Origin of the sequence: Kitasatospora sp. NPDC002551 (assembly GCF_040296005.1) — a bacterium.
Classification (GTDB): domain Bacteria; phylum Actinomycetota; class Actinomycetes; order Streptomycetales; family Streptomycetaceae; genus Kitasatospora.
The window spans coordinates 43,536-63,782 of record NZ_JBEOWI010000038.1; the positions used below are offsets into that span (position 1 = coordinate 43,536).

The following is a 20,247-nucleotide window of genomic DNA, read 5'->3' on the forward strand; positions in this document are numbered from 1 at the left end:
CTGGCGGGCGCTCACACCGTCGCGTCAGGTAAGGGTTACCTATCCCTGAGCGGTGATCACAAGGAGGGCTCACTCGTCCGGGTGAAGACCGTCGGTTTCACGGTTCGCGAGGACTCCCGGGCCCGCCGCACGGGGTATAGCGGGCCGCCCCCGCGTCACGGATCGGTGACCCCCGTGGCGGGGCGGAACCCGGGGGCCGCCCGGGACCGTCCTGGTGGCCAGTGGCAGACTCCAGGACGGCGGTCCGCCGCCCACACCGAACTACCAGGGGGACAGCACCATGCCAGCGATCCACCGGTCAGCCGCGGCGGCGCTCCTCGCCGCGGGGACCCTGCTCGCCGTCACCGCCTGCGGCCCGGACGGGCCTTCGGGCGGGGGCACCGCAGCACCGCCGCCCTCCGGCGGCGCCACCGCGTCCGCGTCCGCCACCGCCGCGGGGGGCGGCAGTGGCGTGATCGGCGGCATCACCCTGCCCTCGGGCCTTCCGACCGGCCTGCTGGAGGGCCTGCCGAAGAGCTGGGACGACCTGACGAAGTGGAAGTTCGAGGACTGGGACAACTGGGCGTCCAAGCACGTCTTCAACAACCCGATCGTCAAGGACTTCTGGAACCCGGACAAGATGGGCGACTCCAAGCCGGCCGACCCGGCACCGCCCACCGCCAAACCCGCCGAGGACGCCGGGGTCACCGACCCCGAGCCGCCGGTGGTCAAGGCCGCGCCGGTGCCGCGCCCGTACACCAAGCAGCCCTCCGGGAAGGTCTTCTTCTCGGCCGAGGGCGGCCGCGGCAACTGCTCGGCCACCGTGATCCAGGACCCGGCGCACCCGGGGAAGAGCAACCTGGTCTGGACGGCCGGCCACTGCGTCCACCCCGGCAAGGGCGGCAGCTACTTCAAGGACCTGGTCTTCGTCCCGGCCTACAACAACTCGGGCGCCTCCAGCGGCGGCAAGAAGGCCCCGCTGTCCGAGCTGGCGCCGCTCGGCACCTGGTGGGCCAAGGACGTGGTGACCTCGCCGCAGTGGCTGGTCGAGGGCGGCGGCACCGGTGACGCCGCGAACCAGTACGACTTCGCGATCATGCGGGTGAACAACCAGAACGACACCGGCAAGTCGTTGGAGGAGACGGTCGGCGGGGCCGTCCCGGTCTGGTTCGACGCGCCGCGCGACAAGCTCGCCGTGACGGCGATCGGCTACCCGCTCTACAAGCCGTTCGACGGCCAGGAGCTCTACAAGTGCGAGGGCGGGAAGCCGACCCGGCTCTCCTTCGACCCGAAGCGCCCGTCGATGCTGACCATAGGCTGCAACATGACCCAGGGCTCCAGCGGCGGCGGCTGGTTCGCGCCGATGCCGGACGGCAGGCTGGCGCTGGTCTCCAACACCTCGATCGGCACCCAGGAGCACACCTCGCTGAGCGGGCCGTACCTGGAGACGGTCGCCAAGCAGGCGCTGGACTGGATCGCGAAGAAGAAGTAGCCGCGCCGGACACGGGGCGGGCCCCGGTTCCCCCTCACGGGAGGGAACCGGGGCCCGTCCGCGCGGCGCGGCTCAGCCCTGCGGCGTCAGCGCCACCGCGAAGTGCTCCAGCTCGGCGGCCAGCTCGACCGGCACCTTGGCGTGCAGCAGGGTGCCCTCGCCGGTGTGCTCGGTGGCGAGCAGCTCGCCCTCGGCGTGCACCCGGGACACCAGGGCGCCCTGGGTGTACGGGACCAGCGCGTGCACCTCGACGGCCGGGCGCGGCAGCTCCTCGTCGATGAGCTTGAGCAGCTCGTCGATGCCCTCGCCGGTGCGGGCCGACACCACGATGGCGTGCGGCTCCCGGCGCAGCAGGCGCTGCAGCACGTGCGGGTCGGCCGCGTCGGCCTTGTTGATCACCACGATCTCCGGCACGTTCTGCGCGTCGACCGAGACGACGACCTCGCGGACGGCGGCCAGCTGGGTCTCCGGTTCGGGGTGCGAGCCGTCCACCACGTGCAGGATGAGGTCCGCGTCGGCGACCTCCTCCATGGTGGAGCGGAACGCCTCGACCAGGTGGTGCGGCAGGTGCCGGACGAAGCCGACGGTGTCGGCCAGGGTGTAGACCCGGCCGCTCGGGGTCTGCGCCCGGCGCACGGTCGGGTCGAGGGTGGCGAACAGCGCGTTCTCCACCAGCACGCCCGCGCCGGTGAGCCGGTTGAGCAGGGAGGACTTGCCGGCGTTGGTGTAGCCGGCGATGGCCACGGACGGCACCTGGTGGCGCTTGCGCTCCCGGCGCTTGGTGTCGCGGCCCTTCTTCATGTCGGCGATCTCCCTGCGGAGCTTCGCCATCTTCTCGCGGATGCGGCGCCGGTCGGTCTCGATCTTGGTCTCACCGGGACCGCGGGTGGCCATGCCGCCGCCGGACGAGCCGGAGCCGCCACCACCCATCTGCCGGGAGAGCGACTGACCCCAGCCGCGCAGTCGCGGCAGCATGTACTGCATCTGCGCGAGCGAGACCTGCGCCTTGCCCTCGCGGGACTTGGCGTGCTGGGCGAAGATGTCCAGGATCAGGGCCGTCCGGTCGACGACCTTGACCTTGACGACGTCCTCGAGGTGGATCAGCTGGCCCGGGGTGAGCTCACCGTCGCAGACCACGGTGTCCGCCCCGGTGGAGGAGACGATGTCGCGCAGCTCCTGCGCCTTGCCGGAGCCGATGTAGGTGGCCGCGTCGGGCTTGTCGCGGCGCTGGATGACGCCGTCCAGCACCTCGGAGCCGGCCGTCTCGGCCAGTGCGGCGAGCTCGGCCATCGAGTTCTCCGCCTCCTCCAGGGTGCCGTCGGTCCACACACCGACGAGCACCACGCGCTCCAGGCGGAGCTGGCGGTACTCGACCTCGGTGACGTCCTGGAGTTCGGTGGAGAGGCCGGCGACACGGCGGAGCGCGGCACGCTCGCTGCGGTCGTACTGGTCGCCGTCGTAGTGGTGGCCGAGGTCCTCGTCGATGGCCGCGAGGTCCTCGTCCATGAGGGCTTCCGCTCGCAGACCGCCGAGGCGGCGCGGGGCGTCGGCGTGGTCGCGGGTGTCGAACGTGGAGGTCATTCTGTCCTTTGGCTGCTGGAACGGGTGGCCTGTGCGCGACCGTACGGACGGTCGTGCCCGGAGTCTGCCCAGCTGCCGCCCCGTCTAGCACTCGGGCGAGGTGTGAGCTACCCCTCGGGGCCGCGGGACGGGCTGAGACTCCTCCGCCCGGTCAACGCCGCGGTCCGGCCGTGAATTCCCCATGATGGTCGCACGCCGGGCGCGTGCCGGTCATCCTCATTTCCTCCAGCGGCGCCGGGGCGTTCGCCGGGGCGGCCGGGGCCCGGCCCGGGCCGCCGCCCGCCGGCGCGTGCGGGCGTTCCACGTCGTACACCCCGGAGACCCGCAGCATGGCCCGCAGCACCGCGGCCAGCGCGGCCGGGTCCGGCAGCTCCACGGTGTAGGTGTGCCGCACCCGCAGCTCCTGCGGCGGCTCCACCTCGGCCGCGACGATCCCGACGCCCTCCCCCGAGATCGCGGCCGTGAGGTCGGCCAGCAGCCGGGGCCGGTTCAGCGCCTCGGCCCGCAGGGTGGCCCGGTAGCCGGCCGCCGGGGCGCCGCCGGGACGCCAGTGGACCTCCAGGGCGCCGCGCCCGTCGGCCCGCATCCGCTCCCCCGCCGGACAGCCGGCCCGGTGCACCGCGACCGCGCCGCCGCGGATCGGGTAGCCGGCGATCTCGTCCGGCGGCACCGGGGTGCAGCAGCGGGCCAGCCGGACGGGCGCCCCGGGGCGGCCCGCCACGGTGACCGGCGCGGCGGGCCGGCCCGCGGCCACCGGGCGGTCGGGCGGCGCGGGCTGCCCGGCGGACGGGCCGGTGCGGACCACCGGGCGGCGCGGCGGGTGGTCGGCCAGCCAGCGCTCGATGGCCAGCCGGGCACCGGGGGTGCGGGCGTGCGCCAGCCACTCGGGCGCGGGTCCGGCGGCCTCCTCGGTGAGGATCGCCACCCGGTCGCCGTCGTGCAGCACGGTGGAGAGCGCCGCGAGCCGGCCGTTCACCCGGGCCCCGATGCAGCGGTGGCCGGTCTCCTCGCCGAGCAGGTAGGCGGCGTCCACACAGGTGGCGCCGGCCCTGAGCTGAAGCGTTTCGCCACGCTCGGTGACCACGGTGATCTCGCGGTCCCCGGCCAGGTCGGCGGTGAGCGCGGACCAGAAGGCGTCCGGGTCCGGGGTCTCCTGCTGCCACTCCAGCAGCCGGGAGAGCCAGCCCGGCCGGGCCGGGTCGGTGCGGTCCAGTTCGTCCCGGCCCTGCTCGCCGGCGCCGGCCCCGGGCTGCCGGGGGTCACCGAGCGCGACCACCCCGGTCTCGGCGACCTCGTGCATCCGCCGGGTGCGCACCAGCACCTCGACCACCGCGCCGCCGGCCAGCGCCACCGCGGTGTGCAGCGACTGGTACAGGTTGAACTTCGGCGCGGCCACGAAGTCCTTGAACTCCCCCGGCAGCGGGGTCCAGCAGGTGTGCAGTTCGCCGAGCACCGCGTAGCAGTCGGCGTTCTCCTCGACCACCACCAGCAGCCGCCCGAAGTCGGCCGGCTGCGGACCCTGCGGCCTGCCGTCCGGCCCGGGGGCGGCGGCCCGCTTGAGCAGCACCCGGTGCAGCGAGACGCAGTGCCGGGGGCGGACGGTCACCTCGGCGACGATCCCGGCCTCGGCGAGCTGGCGGGCCAGGTCACGCGCGAACGGCGCCAGCAGGGTGTCGGGACCGGCCTCGTGCCGGCCGAGCAGGGCGCGGGTGCGGGTGTGCTCCTCGGGGTGCAGGGTGGCGAAGACGATGTCCTCCAGCTCCGCCTTGAGCACCTGGATGCCCAGCCGCTCGGCCAGCGGGATCAGCACGTCCCGGGTGACCTTGGCGATCCGCACCTGGCTGGCCGGCTTCATGTGCCGGATGGTGCGCATGTTGTGCAGCCGGTCGGCGAGCTTGATGACCATCACCCGGACGTCGTCCCCGGTGGCGACCAGCATCTTGCGGAAGGTCTCGGCCTCCGCCGCCGCGCCGAAGTCCACCTTCTCCAGCTTCGTCACCCCGTCGACCAGGTAGGCGACTTCGGGCCCGAAGCCCTCGGCCACCTGGTCCAGCGTCAACTCGGTGTCCTCGACCGTGTCGTGGAGCAGCGAGGCGACCAGGGTCGTGGTCCCGGCGCCGAGTTGGGCGAGGATCATGGTGACGGCCAGCGGATGGGTGATGTACGGCTCGCCGCTCTTGCGCTTCTGGCCGCGGTGGCTCGCCTCGGCCAGCCGGTAGGCCCGGCCGAGCAGGCCGAGGTCGGCCTGCGGATGGTGCCGGCGGTGGGCCTGGACCAGCGGTTCCAGCGCGTCCGGCACCGGCGGACGGCCGGTGGCCAGCAGCGCGGCGCGCCCGGCGCGGCCGAGCGCGGCCCGGCCCAGCTCTCCGAGCGGGCGTCTGGGCCCGGCTTGCCGTGCGGACGTCGGCTGCCCCGCCAGGGGCTGCCCGGCTTCGATGGTCATCGGCACCTCCGGCAGCGGTACCGGGGGCGTGGGCCGACCCGGTGGTCCATGCTACCGAGCAGAGCACGTTCCGTGGGGCCCCGCTTCCCGTCCGTCAGGGGTATCACCCGAACGGGGGGATTCGATCGAGGACGAATTGGGCAAACGCGAGTCGGCCGGCCCCCGGCCCGCACCAGCGGGCGGGCCCGGGCGGCCGACGGCGGGTCAGATCCCCAGGACCAGCGCCGACCAGGCGGGGTCCAGCTCGCCGCGGGCGACGATGACCGCGGGTCCGGTCTTCTCCACCCGGCCGTCCGGGTGCTCGGTGATCGTCAACCGGCCGCCCAGCACGTCCACCGCGTACGTCACGGCCTCGCCGGTGACCGCCGGGTCCACGCCGTCCCGGCGGGCGGCGGCCACCGCGACCGCGCACGCGCCGGTGCCGCAGGAGCGGGTCTCGCCGGAGCCGCGCTCGTGCACCCGCATCGCGACGTGCCGCGGCCCGCGGTCCACCACGAACTCGACGTTGACGCCCTGCGGGTAGACGCCCTCGGGGCTCACCGGCGGCGCGGTCCGCAGCTCGCCGGCGTGGTCCAGGCTCTCGACGAACGCGACCGCGTGCGGATTGCCCATGTTGACGTTCAGGGCCGGCCAGCTGCGCCCGCCGACCGCCACCTCGATCCCGTCCGGACCGGGCAGCAGCGCGTGCCCCATGTCCACGGTGATCTCGCCGGGCGTGCCGTCCTCGGCGTCCTCGGCGACCCGTACGGTCCGCAGACCGGCCCGGGTGGCCACCGGCAGCTCGCCCGGCTTCGCCAGCCCGGCCTCGACCAGGTAGCGGGCGAAGACCCGGACGCCGTTGCCGCACATCTCGCCGATCGAGCCGTCGGAGTTGCGGTAGTCCATGAACCACTCGGCCCGGTCGGCCTGGCCCGCCGCGACCGGGTCGGCGGCGGAGCGCACCACGCGCAGCAGCCCGTCACCGCCGATGCCCGACCGGCGGTCGCACAGCGCGGCCACGGCCTCGGGGCCGATGGTCAGCCGGCCGTCCGGATCGGGGACGATGACGAAGTCGTTCTGGGTGCCGTGCCCCTTGAGGAAGGGGAGGCCGACGGGCTGCGCGGAGGATGCGGTCACCCTCCCGATGGTACCGAGACGCCCCGGACCCGCACCCTCCGGTTCCGCCCCGAGCCGCTGCCGACCCGACAGCCGGAGGGCCCGCAGGCGCCTCAGCGACCCGACAGCCGGACGACCCGCCACAGGGCCAGCGCGCAGGCGGCCAGCACGACCAGCGTGTAGATCACGATCGCCTTCCACCCGGCCCGCTCCCCGGTGCCGCGGCGCGGCAGGCCGGGCCACTTGTACCCCGCGTGCCGGGCCGCCATCGCGCCCCAGCCGAGCGAGGCCGCGGTGAGCAGCAGGCCGAGCATCCCGATCATCGCCGAACCGGCCCCGGCCGAGCCGAAGGCCAGCGGGAAGGCGAACATCAGCGAGCCGGCGGTGGCCACCAGGGCGATCGGCAGGGTCTGCCACCAGCGCAGCCGGCGGCGCGGGCGGATCTCCCGCTCGTGCACCGCGCCGGAGGGGGCGCGGGTGTCCAGGGCCGGCAGGGCGACCGCGTACGAGGTGGGCGCGTCGAGGCCGGGCAGCACCGGCAGGTCGGGCAGCGTCGAGGCGTCGAGGTCGCCGGCCTGCGCCGTGGCACGGCCACCACCGTTGCCGGACGCGCCGTTCGCGGACCTGGCGCTCCGGCCGGTCTCGGGGCCGGTACCCGTGGACACGCGGCCTCCCCTGACAGTTCGACACGAGCGCGGACTCGCGGCCGGGCACGGCCGGCCCGCCGGGCCGACCCTTACGGCATCGATGATGGCATGTCCAGAGTGGCGTTCCGGGCCTGACCGGGGTCGGCGGGTGATCCGTGGCCATCACGTGATCCGGCCGTGACCGCCATGCCGTCCTGCACGCCCGTCTGCGCGCGCAACTGCACCGCCGGATGGCCGGAAAGCGCCTGTCGGACGGCGAGTTCCTGATGGTCGATCAGTTCCAGCGAGCGGTCCAGCAGCTCGACCGGGTCGGTGCCGGCCGGCCGTGCGAGCCAGTGGATCCGGTCGTCCCGACGGAACCAGGACTCCTGGCGGCGGGCGAAGCGCTTGGTGGCCCGGACCGTCTCGGCGCGCGCCTCGTCCTCCGTGCACAGGCCGGCGAAGTGGTCCAGCACCTGCTGGTAGCCGAGCGCCCGGGAGGCCGTCCGCCCCTCGCGCAGCCCGGCCCCCTCCAGCTCCCGCACCTCGTCCAGCAGCCCGGCCCGCCACATCCGGTCCACCCGCAGGGTGATCCGCTCGTCCAGTTCGGGACGCGGCACCGCGACGCCGATCTGGACCGCCTCGTACACGGCGGTGTTGCTCGGCAGGTTGGCGGTGAACGGCTGCCCGGTGATCTCGATGACCTCCAGCGCCCGGACGATCCGCCGGCCGTTGCTGGTCAGGATCGCCTCCGCGGCGGGCGGGTCCAGCTCGGCCAGCCGCCGGTGCAGCGCGAACGGGCCGGCCAGCTCCAGCTCCTCCTCCAGCCGGGCGCGGACCGCGGGGTCGGTGCCCGGGAAGTCCATCTCGTCGATCGCCGCCCGGACGTACAGGCCGGAGCCGCCGACCAGGACGGGGGTGCGTCCGGCCGCGAGCAGGCGGTCGATCTCGGCCCGCGCCAGCCGCTGGTACTCGGCCACGCTGGCGGCCTCGGTGACGTCCCAGACGTCCAGCAGGTGGTGCGGGATGCCGCCGCGCTCCTCCTCGGTGAGCTTGGCCGTACCGATGTCCATGCCGCGGTAGAGCTGCATCGAGTCGGTGTTGATCACCTCGCCGCCGAGGGCGCGGGCCAGGGCGACGGCCAGGTCGGACTTGCCGGCGGCGGTCGCGCCGACGACCGAGACGACGCGGGGGCGGGCGGACTGGGCGGTGGTGGAGCTGCTCACCGGTCAAGTCTGCCAGGGAACGCCGGCCCGCCGTCGGCCCGGCCCGCCGCGCCCCGGTTGCACCCGTTTTCCACCGGCCCGTCCCCTTGCGAACGGTTCCGTCCTGCCGGACGTTGTGAGAGGGACAGAGAGGAAGGGTGAGGCGCCATGGGTCTGATGGACAACCTCAAGGGCAAGGCCGGAGAGCTCAAGGACAAGGCCAGCGAGTTCGCCGGCAAGCACAGCGATCAGATCGGGAGCGCGGTGGAGAAGGCCGGCGGCGCGATCGACAAGGCCACCAAGGGCAAGTACACCGAGAAGATCGAGCACGGCACCAGCAAGGCCAAGGACGCCGTCGACGACTTCGCCCACAAGCCCGGCGCTCCCGGCACTCCCGGCGCTCCTGGCGCTCCCGGCACTCCGACGGACGGCTCCCCGGGTCCGACCGCCTGACCGGCCCCGCCGGGGCCCCGCGGCCCGGCTCCGGGAGGCTCAGCTCCAGGAGGCGACCAGGTACCCCACGCCGTACGGGGCGTCCTGGTAGCCCAGCCGCGCGGTGAGGCCGGCGCCCTCGGCGGCGCCGGCCAGCACCTGCCAGGGCGCCCGGCCCTCGGCCTTCAGCTCGGCGGCCAGCCCCGGGTCCAGCGCGGCCAGCGCGGTGGTGTCCGCCGAGCCCAGCGCCCGCGCCAGCCCGGCGTCGAAGCCCTCGGCCCGCTCGTCCAGGTAGCCGGGCGCCTTCAGCGACCGGCAGGCGCTGCCGTCGCCCATCACCAGCAGCCCGACCCGGTCGGCCAGCCCGGCCAGCCCCCGGCCCAGCCCGAGCATCCGGTCGGCGGGCGCGTCGGCGGGCACCGCGCAGGCGTGCGTCGGCAGCGTCACCCCGGCCCGGCCGAGCAGCCAGGCGCCGACGGTCAGCGCGGGCGCCAGTTCCGGCCCCTCGGCCCGGCCGCCGGGCAGCGCGGCCACCAGCGGCACGCCGTACCGGTGGAACGACCCGGCCCCGCCCTCGGTCCACACCTCGGCCTGCGGCCCGGTGCCGACGACCACGAGCAGCTCCGGAGCGGCCGCCAGCACCACCGCGAGCGCCTCGTCGCAGGCCGCGCGCAGCGGCTCCAGCTCCGGCGCCGCCCCGGCGGCGACCTCCGGGACGAGCAGCGGCGGACAGGGACAGACGGCGGCGGCAACCAGCATGTGGATCACTCTAGCCAAGAACGCGGGACGGCCCGGCGGGACCGAGGGGTCCCACCGGGCCGTCCCGCGTGCTCCGGCGCGGTCAGTCCCCGCAGCAGGCGCCGCCGGCCGGGGCGGCCGGCAGCAGCGCCGTCGGGGCGCCGATCGACGGCAGGCCGAGCATCACGCCGGCCGGCTTGGCGGCGGGCTTGGCCTGGCGCTTCTCCCAGGCGTCGCCCGCCCGGGTGCGGCGCACGGCGAGCGCCGGGCCCTCGGCCAGCAGGTGGTGCGGCGCGGCGTAGGTGATCTCCACGGTGACCGTGTCACCCGGGCGGACCGGCTCGGCGGGCCGGGTGAAGTGAACGAGCCGGTTGTCCGGCGCCCGGCCGGAGAGCCGGTCGGTGCGGTCGTCCTTCTTGCCCTCGCCCTCGGCGACCAGGATCTCCAGGGTGCGGCCGACCTGCTTCTTGTTCTCCTCCCAGGAGATCTCCTCCTGGAGGGCGATCAGCCGGTCGTAGCGGGCCTGGACGACCGCCTTCGGGATCTGGTCGTCCATCTCGGCGGCCGGGGTGCCCGGGCGCTTGGAGTACTGGAAGGTGAAGGCGTTGGTGAAGCGGGCCTCGCGGACGACCTTCATGGTCTCCTCGAAGTCCTCCTCGGTCTCGCCGGGGAAGCCGACGATGATGTCGGTGGAGATGGCCGCGTCCGGCATCGCCTCGCGCACCTTGCGGATGATGCCGAGGAAACGCTCCTGCCGGTAGGAGCGGCGCATCGCCTTGAGGACGCGGTCGGAGCCGGACTGCAGCGGCATGTGCAGCTGGTGCATCACGCTCGGGGTCTCGGCCATCGCGGCGATCACGTCGTCGGTGAAGTCGCGCGGGTGCGGCGAGGTGAAGCGGATCCGCTCCAGGCCCTCGATCTGCCCGGCGGCGCGCAGCAGCTTGGAGAAGGCCTCGCGGTCGCCCAGGTCGGAACCGTAGGCGTTGACGTTCTGGCCGAGCAGGGTGACCTCGATGACGCCCTCGTCGACCAGCGCCCCGATCTCGGCGAGGACGTCGCCGGGGCGGCGGTCCTCCTCCTTGCCGCGCAGCGCGGGGACGATGCAGAAGGTGCAGGTGTTGTTGCAGCCGACCGAGATCGCGACCCACGCGGCGTAGGCGGACTCGCGGCGGGTGGGCAGCGTGGAGGGGAAGGTCTCCAGCGACTCCAGGATCTCGACCTGGGCCTTGCGCTCGACCGCGGCCCGCTCCAGCAGGGCCGGCAGGTGGCCGATGTTGTGGGTGCCGAAGACCACGTCGACCCAGGGGGCCTTGCGGACGATGGTGTCGCGGTCCTTCTGCGCCAGGCAGCCGCCGACGGCGATCTGCATGCCGTGGTGGCGGCTCTTGACCGGGGCCAGCTGCCCGAGGTTGCCGTACAGCTTGTTGTCGGCGTTCTCCCGCACCGCGCAGGTGTTGAACACCACCAGGTCGGGGTCGCCGTCCTGCCCCGCCTTGACGTACCCCGCGTCCTCCAGCAGCCCGGAGAGCCGCTCGGAGTCGTGGACGTTCATCTGGCAGCCGTACGTGACGACCTTGTAGCTCTTCGATCCGCTGTCACCGCTCACCCGACCAGGGTACGGGCACCGGTGAAGAGGTTTCCCCCTCCCGTTCTTCTCCCCCGCCTGGCACTATCCCTGCATGGCCCCCAGCACTCCCTCCCGCCTACGCGCCGCGGCCCGCCGGCCGCTGTGGCGGATCGTGCTGGTCCTCGTCCTGGTGCTCGCGGGCCTGGGCGGCTGGTGGCTGTCGGAGAGCGGCTCGACCGGCTACCCGCGCGGCGAGACCAGGCTGGCCACCGGCGTGAAGCAGGGGGTGTACGACCGGTACGGGCAACTGCTGGACGCCCACCTCGCCAAGGCCATGCCGGGGGTGCGGCTGGAGCTGGACAACTCCGAGGGCTCGATCGACAACCTGGCCCGGGTCACCTCGGGCCGGGACGACTTCGCGATCGCCACCGCCGACGCCGTGGCCCAGTACACCGGCCCCGGCCGGGAGAAGCTGCGGGCCATCGCCCGGCTCTACGACGACTACCTGCAGCTGGTCGTGCCGGCCGACTCCCCGGTGCGCCGCGCCGCCGACCTCAAGGGCCTGCGGGTCGGCGTCGGCCAGTCGCTCTCCGGCGTGAACCTGGTGACCCGCAGGCTGCTGGCGGCTGCCGGGCTGGACCCCGACCGCGACATCGCCCCGGCCTTCCTGGGCATCACCGACGCCGCGAACGAGCTGCGGGCGGGCGGGCTGGACGCGTTCTTCTGGTCCGGCGGCCTGCCGACCAGCGCGCTCACCACGCTGTCCGAGCACGTCCGGATCCGGATCGTGCCACTGGGCGACCTCGCCGAGACCATCCACCTGGTCGAGGGCGGCGGCACGGACGCCTACCGGGCGGCCACCATGCCGAAGGGCACCTACCCCAACGCCGAGCCCCAGGACGAGGTCGCCACCGTCGCCGTGCCCAACCTGCTGATCACCCGGGCCGACGTGAACGCCGACCTGGTCCAGGGCATGACCCGGGCGGTGATCGACAGCCGCGACCAGATCGGCGCCCAGGTGCACGCCGCCCAGCTGGTCGACCTGCGCACCGCCGTCTACACCGACCCCCTCCCCCTGCACGAGGGCGCCGCCCGCTACTACCGCTCGGTGAAGCCCTGAGGCCTTCCCGCCGGGCCTTCCCGCCGGTCCTTCCCGCTAGGCCTTCTTGCGCCCGGCCCGGGGCACCGCGAGGGTGACGGCGAGGCCCGACGGGGTCGCCGTCCCGAAGGTGAGCGAGCCGCCGGCCGCCTGGAGCAGGGTGCGGGCGATCGACAGGCCCAGGCCCGACCCGTCCACGTTCTGGTGCCGGGTGCTGCGCCAGAAGCGGTCGCCGACCCGGGCCAGCTCCTCCTCGGTGAGGCCGGGGCCCTGGTCCGAGACGGTCACCGCGACCTCCTCGCGCCGCACCGCGACCAGCACCCGCACCCGGCTCCCCCCGGGGCCGAACTTGAGCGCGTTGTCGAGCACCGCGTCCAGCGCGCTGCCGAAGCCGATCGGGTCGGCCAGGCCGAGCGCCAGCGCCGGGCCCTCCCAGGCCAGCTCGATCCCGCGCTGACCGGCCAGCGGCCGCCAGGCGTCCACCCGCTCCAGGGTGAGCACGGCCAGGTCGGTGGGCTCGGGTTCGGGGCGGGCGTGCTCGGCGGTGGCCAGCCCGAGCAGGTCGTCGAGCACCCGGGCCAGCCGGACGCCCTCCTCGCGGACCCCGCCGAGCTCCTCCTCGTGCCCCTCGGGCAGCTCCAGACCGAGCACCTCGACCCGCAGCAGCAGCGCCGCCAGCGGGTTGCGCAGCTGGTGCGAGGCGTCGGCGACGAAGGCCTTCTGCTGGTCCAGGGCGAGCACCACGTGGTCGGCCATCTCGTTGAACGAGCGGGCCAGCCGCTGCAGCTCGGGCGGGCCGCCGCCGGACGCCACCCGGGCGTTCATCCGGCCGGTGGCGATGTCGTGGGTGGCCCGGTCCAGGGTGCGGACCGGACGCAGCACCCATTCGGTGAGCCGGGCGGCGAGCAGCACCGCGACGATCATCGCGGCGGCCTCGCCGGCGCCGATCACCAGCCACTTGCGCACCACCCGGGCGCGCAGCGCGGCGGTCGGGGACTCGCTGAGCACCACGGCGACCACGTCGCCGTCGCGGACCACCGGGGTGGCGACGGTGAGCGTGCGGTCCGGGGTCCACGGCCACACCTGCGGCGGATTGTGGCTGCGCCGGCCGTCCAGCGCCTCCTGGAAGGCCTGGTCGCCCCAGCCCTCCGAGGGCACCCCCCAGCCGGCCGGTGCCACCGCGATCGGCATGCCGTCGCGCTGGAAGATGCCGATCCGCACCCCGTAGAGCTCGTGGTAGCGCGCCACCTCGGCGTCCAGCGCGTGCCGGCGGCTGACGTCGCCGGGGGCGGGCTGCGGGTCCCCCTTGAGCGCCGACTCCAGACCGGAGAGCCCGGAGGTCGGCAGGTCCTGGGCGAACCGGGCGGCGTCGTCGAGCCGGTCGACGACCACCCGGCTCTGCTCGGCGGCCGCGAACGCCGCCGCGAGCGGCATGCCGAGCGCGGCGAGCACGCAGAGCATCAGCGCGAGCAGGATGCCGAGCAGGCGGGTGCGCACGTGCGGTCAGCGCTCCGCGCGGGCCGGGGGCGGGGTGTCACCGGCCGCGGCCGGGCACTCGGGTATCAGCCGGTAGCCGACGCCCCGGACGGCCTCGACCAGGCCGGGCAGGGCGAGCTTGGTGCGCAGCGAGCCGATGTGCACCTCCAGGGTGCGGCCGTTGCCCTCCCAGCCGCTGCGCCAGACCTCGCTGAAGATCTGCTCGCGGCGGTAGACCACGCCGGGGCTCTGGGCGAGCAGCGCCAGCAGGTCGAACTCCTTGCGGGTGAGCGGGACGTCCCGGCCGTCGACGCTGACCCGGCGGCGTTCGCGGTCGATCACGATGCCGCGGGACTCCAGCGGGCCGCGCTGCTGCGGGACGGCGTCCGGGGCGGGCACCGCGACGGCGGCCGGCGCGGCGCCGCGGCGGGCCACGGCGTGGATCCGGGCGAGCAGTTCACCCATGTCGTAGGGCTTGGTCACGTAGTCGTCGGCGCCGAGGTTGAGGCCGTGGATCCGGGAGCGTATGTCGGCGCGCGCGGTCACCATGATCACCGGCACGCCGCTGCCGGCGCGGATCCGGCTGCAGACCTCGAAGCCGTCCCGGTCGGGCAGGCCGAGGTCGAGCAGGACGACCCGGTAGGGCTCGTTGCCGTCCGGCACCAGGGCGTCCAGCGCCTCGTGGCCGCTGCGGGCGTGCCGGACCTGGAATCCGTGCCGGCCCAGGACCGCGACCAGCGCGGCGGCCACGCGTTCGTCGTCCTCGACGAGCAGCAGTCGCATGTTTCTCCTCCTCTCCCGGACGGTTCTCCGGGGGTCTGTCCCGCGGCCGTCGCGCGGTGCCGACGGCTCCCCCTGCCGGGCATGTCCCGGTTCTGCGCAGTATGGGCCAGGGACGGCCCGGACGCCAGGCTCGGCCGGGGGCGGGGACCGGGGCGGCCGGCCCCGCCGGGGCTCCGCGGGGGCTCCGCGATCACGCCCGCCGCGGCCGCGGACGCTGCCACTGTGCCCGCCCCGGCCGCCGGTGAACAGGACCCGCCGATCGTGTGGCCGGATCGTGATCCTCAAGTTCCGCTCAGATCGGCTGACGTGGCGTCGTCAGGACTCCTATGGTCACCCCACCGAGGGCCGCGACTCCGCCGGTCGCGGCCCCCGGATTCCTACCACCACTGCCGCCCAAGGGAGTTCACTCCCGCGGGCCGACCCGAGGGAGCCGGCACGATGACCACGAGCCTCGACAAGGAGTCCCGTGCCGACGCCGCCCCGCTGGTGGTCCTGCACAACGTGAACAAGCACTTCGGTGCGCTGCACGTGCTGCAGGACATCGACCTGGAGATCCACCAGGGCGAGGTGGTCGTGCTGATCGGCCCCTCCGGCTCGGGCAAGTCCACGCTGTGCCGGACGATCAACCGGCTGGAGACCGTCGACTCCGGAACGATCACCATCGACGGCCGCCCGCTGCCCGCCGAGGGCCGGGAGCTGGCCCGGCTGCGGGCCGAGGTCGGCATGGTGTTCCAGAGCTTCAACCTGTTCGCGCACAAGACCGTGCTGGAGAACGTCGTCCTCGGCCAGGTGAAGGTCCGCGGCATCGCCAGGGACAAGGCCGTGGAGACCGCCCGGGAACTGCTGGACCGGGTCGGCGTCGGCGCCCAGGCCGCGAAGTACCCGGCCCAGCTGTCCGGCGGCCAGCAGCAGCGCGTGGCGATCGCCCGGGCGCTGGCGATGAACCCGAAGGTGATGCTCTTCGACGAGCCCACCTCGGCGCTCGACCCCGAGATGATCAACGAAGTGCTGGAGGTCATGCGCCAGTTGGCCGCCGACGGCATGACGATGGTGGTGGTCACCCACGAGATGGGCTTCGCCCGCTCCGCCGCCAACCGGGTGCTGTTCATGGCCGACGGCCGGATCGTCGAGCAGAACACCCCGGACGCCTTCTTCACCGCGCCGCGCTCCGACCGCGCCAAGGACTTCCTCTCCAAGATCCTGCACCACTGATCCCCCGGGCCGGTCCCGGCCGGCGGCGGCAAGGGCGCCGCCGCGTCCGCCTGCCCGCCCACCTGCCTGCCTGCCTGCCTGCCTGCCCGATCGTTCCGACCTGCCTTCGCCAGAGCCCGGTTGACCCGTGGCCCAGCCCGAGGAGACCCCCATGAGGACCCGTCGCACCTTCGCCGTCGCGCTCTGTGCCATCGCGCTCACCGCCACCGCCGCCTGCGGCAAGGACGGCACCCCCGGCGCCGCCGCCACCGGGGCCGGCGGCAGCAGCGCGCCCGCGCTGCCCACCTACACCGTGAAGTCCGACGTCAAGGTGGACTCGGCGATCCTGGCCGCCGCCAAGCAGCGCGGCCAGCTGATCATCGGCGCCAAGGCCGACCAGCCCTTCCTCGGCTTCGAGGACCTCGCCACCGGCGACCGCAGCGGCTTCGACATCGAGATCGCCAAGATGGTCGCCGCCGATCTCGGCTTCACCCCGCAGCAGATCAAGTGGCAGACCCTGGTCTCCTCGCAGCGCGAGCCGGCCATCTCCAAGGGCCAGATCGACTTCTACGTCGGCACCTACAGCATCAACGACGAGCGCAAGAAGACCGTCTCCTTCGCCGGCCCGTACTACATCGCCGGCCAGGACCTGCTGGTCAAGGCCGACAACACCACGATCACCGGCCCGGACTCGCTGAACGGCAAGAACGTCTGCACCGCCACCGGCTCGACCTCGATCAAGAACATCGAGAAGTACTCGCCGAAGATCACCCAGTTCGACACCTACTCGGCCTGCGTCGAGAAGCTGATGTCGGGCGAGGTCGACGCGGTCACCACCGACGACGCCATCCTCAAGGGCTACGCCTCCAAGTACGCGCCCAAGCTCAAGGTGGTCGGCCAGCCCTTCACCAAGGAGAACTACGGCGTCGGCCTGAACAAGGACGACAAGGCGCTGCGCGACGCGATCAGCGACGCGATCAAGGCCCACCAGGACAACGGCGACTGGAAGAAGGCCTACGACGCCACCCTCGGCCTCTCCGGTTCCACCGCGCCGCAGCCGCCGGCCCTCGACCGCTACTGATCCCCCACTCCCCCGAGTCGACGAACCCCTGAGAGGAGGGCCGCCGGATGGGCTTCCTGTTCGAGGACGGCAACTTCGCGCTGTTCCGCGACGGCTTCCTGCAGACGATCGTGCTCAGCGCGCTCAGCGCGCTGCTCGCCCTGCTGCTGGGCACCCTGCTGGCGGCCTTCCGGGTCTCCCCGATCCCGGCCCTGCGGGCCTTCGGCACCGCCTGGGTGACGGTCTTCCGCAACACCCCGCTGACCGTGCTGTTCTTCGCCGTGACCTTCGGCCTCCCGCCGCTCGGCGTGCACTTCGACCACCTCACCTTCGCGGTCCTGGCGCTCGGCGGCTACACCGCCGCGTTCGTCTGCGAGGTGCTGCGCTCCGGCATCAACACGGTGCCGCTCGGTCAGGCCGAGGCCGCCCGCAGCCTCGGCCTGACCTTCGGTCAGACCCTCACCCAGGTCGTCCTGCCCCAGGCGGCCCGAGCCGTGCTGGCGCCGATGAGCAGCGTCTTCATCGCACTCCCGAGGAACTCCGCGATCGCCGGCGCGTTCAGCGTCGGCGAGCTGTACAGCGTCCAGCAGGGCTTCTCCGACGGGGACGGCTACTCGATCTTCGCGATCTTCTTCTGGGTGGCCTGCGCCTACCTGCTGATCAGCGCCACTGTCGCCCTGTTGTTCCGCTTCCTGGAGTCCCGACTGGCGGTGGCCCGATGAGCAAGCTCCTCACCCGTTCCACGACGGCCGGCGTCCTCTACGACGCCCCCGGCCCCAAGGCCCTCGCCCGCTACCGGGTCTTCGGGGTGCTCTCACTGCTCGGCATCGCCGGACTGTTCTGGTACGCCTTCAGCGCGCTGAACGACAACGGCCAGTTCGACCCCCAGCTCTGGGACGCGTTCCAGTACACGACCATCCAGCAGCGGATCGTCGACGGGCTGGTCGCCACCCTGCAGGCCTTCGGGCTGGCGGCGGTGTTCTCGCTGGTGCTGGGCGCGCTGCTGGCCGCCGGGCAGCTCTCCGACCACCGGCCGGTGCGCTGGGCGTGCGTCTCCTTCGTCCAGTTCTTCCGGGCGATGCCGCTGCTGATCCTGATCGTCGCGCTCTACTACGGGTTCTTCGCCAAGGAGCCGATGTGGGCGCTGGTGCTCGGGCTCACCCTGTACAACGGCTCGGTCCAGGCGGAGATCATCCGCAGCGGCGTCAACGCCGTCCCCCGGGGCCAGGGCGAGGCCGCGTACGCGCTCGGGATGCGCAAGACCCAGGTGATGACGACCATCCTGGTCCCGCAGGCGGTCCGCTCGATGCTGCCCTCGATGCTCGGCCAGCTGGTCGTGACGCTCAAGGACACCTCGCTCGGCTTCGTCATCACCTACAACGAACTACTCTTCGTCGGCAAGGCCATCGCGACCCAGCCGCTGAACGCCGCGGGCTTCCCGTACATCCCGGTCGTCCTGGTGATCGGGCCCATCTACATCGCGATGTGCCTCCTGCTCACCGCGCTCGCACGGTGGATCGAGGCACGCGGGCGAAGCGGCGCGAACCGGCGCACTTCACCTGCTGCTTGACGGACACGCAGGCGAACTGTTGCATTGCTCTTCGTGACACCTTCCGGGAGCATCCACGCGGCATATGACGGCAGGCCGGCGACCGACCCGTGCTCCGGCGTCCGCGGCACCCGTCCGTATCCGAAGGGTCCGGCATGGACCCGGTGATCGTGGTCGGGGCCGGGCCGGTCGGCCTGGCCCTGGCCCTCGCGCTCGCCCGGCACGAAGTGCCGACCGTCGTGCTCGACGAGGGCTCCGGGCTCTGCCCGGAGAGCCCGCGCAGCGTCGTCCTCGGCGCCGACACCGCGGCCTTCCTCAGCAGGATCGGCTACCCCCGGGCCGTCGCCGACGCCGCCCGCTGGGACGCCTTCACCGTCTGGCGCCGCCGCCAGGAGGTGCTCCGGATCGACCTCGCCGACACCCCCGTGCTGCACCTGCCCCAGCACCGCCTCCAGCGCGGACTGCAGGACGCCCTCACCGGCACCCCGCTGGTCAGGCTGGTCCCGCTCAGCCGGGTCACCCGGCTCGAACAGGACCGCGACGGCGTCAGCGTGCTCACCCGCAACCCGAAGGACGGCACCGAGACCTGGTGGCGCGGCAGCCACCTGGTCGGCTGCGACGGCGCCCGCTCGGCCGTCCGCAAGATGCTGAAGATCCGCTTCCCCGGCCGGCCCGCCGTCGACCGCAGCGCCGTCGCCACCGTCCGGGTCGACCTGCCGTTCACCGAGCCCCGGCTGCACCGCGAGCCGCCGTGGCGCGGCGACCGCGAGGCCACCGCCCGCCCGCTGCCGCACGGCGTCTGGCGGCTCGACTGGCGGCTGCCGCCCGGCCGGCCCGCGGTCACCGAGCCGGTCGACCCGCACGCCACCTGGCCCGGCATCGTCACCGGCGACACCCTGCTCACCCGGGTCACCGCCACCCTCACCGGCTGGTGCGGCGAACTCCCGACGTTCGACCTGCTCGCCGCCGCCGACCACACGGCCCAGCAGCGGCTGGCGGCCCGGTTCCGGGTCGGCCGCTGCTTCCTGGCCGGCGACGCCGCCCACCTGCACGGCGCGCTCGGCATGCAGAACCTCACCGACGGCCTGCGCGACGCCGACAACCTCGCCTGGCGACTCGCCCTCGCCTGGCACCTCCACTCCGGTGGCCCGCAGCCCGGCGGCTCCCTGCTCGACGGCTACGAGGCCGAGCGGCGCGGCGCGGTCGGCGCCCGCCTGCGCGCCGTCGACCAGGCCATGCCGCTGCTGCGCCCGCTGCGCGGCTGGGCGCAGACCCGGCGCTCGCTGTTCACCGGCTCGTTCCGCAAGCACGCCCCGCTGCTCGTCGACGGGCACCTCGGCACCGGGCGGTTCGGCGGTGCCCCCGCCTACCCGGCCGCCCCCTCCGGCGTACCCGGGCGGGTCCCGGTCCAGCGCGGCGCGCGCGGCGCCACCTCGCTCAGCGAACTGCTGCCCGCCACCGCGCCCGGCGTGCTCGTCCCGGACCTGCCGGTGCTGACCACCGACGGCACCCCGGACCAGTTGCACACCCGGCTCGGCGCCGGGTTCCTGTTGCTGTTGGTCGCCCCCGGCACCGCCGTCTGGTCCGCCGAGCGCTGGCTGGGCGCCGGGCTGATGCCCCGGCTGGCCGAGGTCGCCGCCGCGCTGCCGGTGCCGGCCGAGGTCCTGGTCACCGAGGCCTACCCGGGTGCCGGCCCGCACACCGTGCTGCTGATCCGGCCCGACGGCCATCTGGTCGGGGTCACCCAGGGCGCGGACGGCGAGGACCTCCAGGCGCTGGCCGACCGGGCCCGGGGCGGCCCGGCCTCGCTCACCGGCGGGCCCGAACCGGAGCCGCCGGCCGCCCAGTCGGCCGGCGCCCAGGGCGGCGACGGCGCCGGCCGCTGAGGGGATCCTGACGCCGTGGGGCCCGACGCCGTGGGGCCCGACGCC

General features: G+C 74.0%; 16 protein-coding genes and 1 pseudogene. 8 read left to right on the forward strand and 9 right to left on the reverse strand.

The features are described 5' to 3' along the window. Positions 1-280 precede the first annotated feature (280 nt). Positions 281-1,471 carry a trypsin-like serine peptidase gene (locus ABT093_RS27655; protein WP_350569078.1) on the forward strand — a complete coding sequence of 397 codons (1,191 nt, stop codon included), beginning with the start codon at positions 281-283 and terminating at the stop codon, positions 1,469-1,471. Between the two features lie 72 nt (positions 1,472-1,543). Here ABT093_RS27655 and hflX read toward each other — a convergent pair whose 3' ends face one another. The 5 genes and pseudogenes from hflX to miaA all read right to left on the reverse strand — a co-directional run. Further along, the gene (hflX, locus tag ABT093_RS27660; RefSeq protein WP_350569080.1) at positions 1,544-3,052 is read right to left on the reverse strand and encodes a GTPase HflX; all 1,509 of its coding nucleotides are present in this window, start codon (positions 3,050-3,052) and stop codon (positions 1,544-1,546) included. 151 nt (positions 3,053-3,203) lie between these two features. Next, positions 3,204-5,495 (reverse strand): RelA/SpoT family protein, encoded by a 2,292-nt coding sequence (locus tag ABT093_RS27665; protein ID WP_350569082.1) that lies wholly within the window; start codon positions 5,493-5,495, stop codon positions 3,204-3,206. A gap of 204 nt (positions 5,496-5,699) precedes the next feature. Continuing rightward, positions 5,700-6,611 (reverse strand): diaminopimelate epimerase, encoded by a 912-nt coding sequence (gene dapF, locus ABT093_RS27670; protein ID WP_350569083.1) that lies wholly within the window; start codon positions 6,609-6,611, stop codon positions 5,700-5,702. 92 nt (positions 6,612-6,703) lie between these two features. Continuing rightward, positions 6,704-7,255 carry a hypothetical protein gene (locus tag ABT093_RS27675; RefSeq protein WP_350569084.1) on the reverse strand — a complete coding sequence of 184 codons (552 nt, stop codon included), beginning with the start codon at positions 7,253-7,255 and terminating at the stop codon, positions 6,704-6,706. A gap of 251 nt (positions 7,256-7,506) precedes the next feature. Next, a pseudogene (gene miaA / locus ABT093_RS27680) lies at positions 7,507-8,442 on the reverse strand (tRNA (adenosine(37)-N6)-dimethylallyltransferase MiaA); the annotation flags it as partial. A gap of 147 nt (positions 8,443-8,589) precedes the next feature. On the opposite strand from miaA, the gene ABT093_RS27685 reads away from it, so the two are divergent. After that, positions 8,590-8,874, forward strand: a complete 285-nt coding sequence (locus tag ABT093_RS27685; RefSeq protein ID WP_350569085.1) for an antitoxin — start codon at positions 8,590-8,592, stop codon at positions 8,872-8,874. Positions 8,875-8,913: 39 nt separating this feature from the next. Here ABT093_RS27685 and ABT093_RS27690 read toward each other — a convergent pair whose 3' ends face one another. Both ABT093_RS27690 and miaB read right to left on the reverse strand, forming a co-directional pair. After that, entirely contained in the window at positions 8,914-9,612 is a 699-nt protein-coding gene (locus ABT093_RS27690) for a class III extradiol dioxygenase subunit B-like domain-containing protein (RefSeq protein WP_350569087.1), read from the reverse strand. 82 nt (positions 9,613-9,694) lie between these two features. Continuing rightward, a complete protein-coding gene (miaB, locus tag ABT093_RS27695; protein WP_350569089.1) occupies positions 9,695-11,197 on the reverse strand; it encodes a tRNA (N6-isopentenyl adenosine(37)-C2)-methylthiotransferase MiaB in 1,503 nt (500 codons plus the stop codon). A gap of 73 nt (positions 11,198-11,270) precedes the next feature. On the opposite strand from miaB, the gene ABT093_RS27700 reads away from it, so the two are divergent. After that, complete coding sequence (locus ABT093_RS27700; protein WP_350569090.1) at positions 11,271-12,278, forward strand: TAXI family TRAP transporter solute-binding subunit; 1,008 nt, start codon at positions 11,271-11,273, stop codon at positions 12,276-12,278. Between the two features lie 36 nt (positions 12,279-12,314). Here ABT093_RS27700 and ABT093_RS27705 read toward each other — a convergent pair whose 3' ends face one another. Beyond that, complete coding sequence (locus tag ABT093_RS27705) at positions 12,315-13,754, reverse strand: sensor histidine kinase (RefSeq protein WP_350569092.1); 1,440 nt, start codon at positions 13,752-13,754, stop codon at positions 12,315-12,317. Between the two features lie 6 nt (positions 13,755-13,760). Further along, entirely contained in the window at positions 13,761-14,516 is a 756-nt protein-coding gene (locus ABT093_RS27710) for a response regulator transcription factor (RefSeq protein WP_350569093.1), read from the reverse strand. A gap of 438 nt (positions 14,517-14,954) precedes the next feature. Here ABT093_RS27710 and ABT093_RS27715 point away from each other — a divergent pair, with 438 nt between their 5' ends. The 5 genes from ABT093_RS27715 to ABT093_RS27735 all read left to right on the forward strand — a co-directional run bounded on the left by ABT093_RS27715 (position 14,955) and on the right by ABT093_RS27735 (position 20,202). Beyond that, positions 14,955-15,728, forward strand: coding sequence for an amino acid ABC transporter ATP-binding protein (locus ABT093_RS27715; protein WP_350569095.1), 774 nt, complete (start codon positions 14,955-14,957; stop codon positions 15,726-15,728). Positions 15,729-15,879: 151 nt separating this feature from the next. Further along, positions 15,880-16,788 (forward strand): glutamate ABC transporter substrate-binding protein, encoded by a 909-nt coding sequence (locus ABT093_RS27720; RefSeq protein WP_350569096.1) that lies wholly within the window; start codon positions 15,880-15,882, stop codon positions 16,786-16,788. A gap of 47 nt (positions 16,789-16,835) precedes the next feature. Continuing rightward, on the forward strand, positions 16,836-17,489 hold the full coding sequence (locus ABT093_RS27725; protein WP_350569098.1) for an amino acid ABC transporter permease: 654 nt from the start codon (positions 16,836-16,838) through the stop codon (positions 17,487-17,489). Further along, a complete protein-coding gene (locus ABT093_RS27730; RefSeq protein ID WP_350569099.1) occupies positions 17,486-18,337 on the forward strand; it encodes an amino acid ABC transporter permease in 852 nt (283 codons plus the stop codon). Before ABT093_RS27725 ends, ABT093_RS27730 begins: the two co-directional genes overlap by 4 nt. Before the next feature lie 134 nt (positions 18,338-18,471). Further along, a complete protein-coding gene (locus tag ABT093_RS27735; protein WP_350569101.1) occupies positions 18,472-20,202 on the forward strand; it encodes an FAD-dependent monooxygenase in 1,731 nt (576 codons plus the stop codon). Positions 20,203-20,247: the final 45 nt, after the last annotated feature.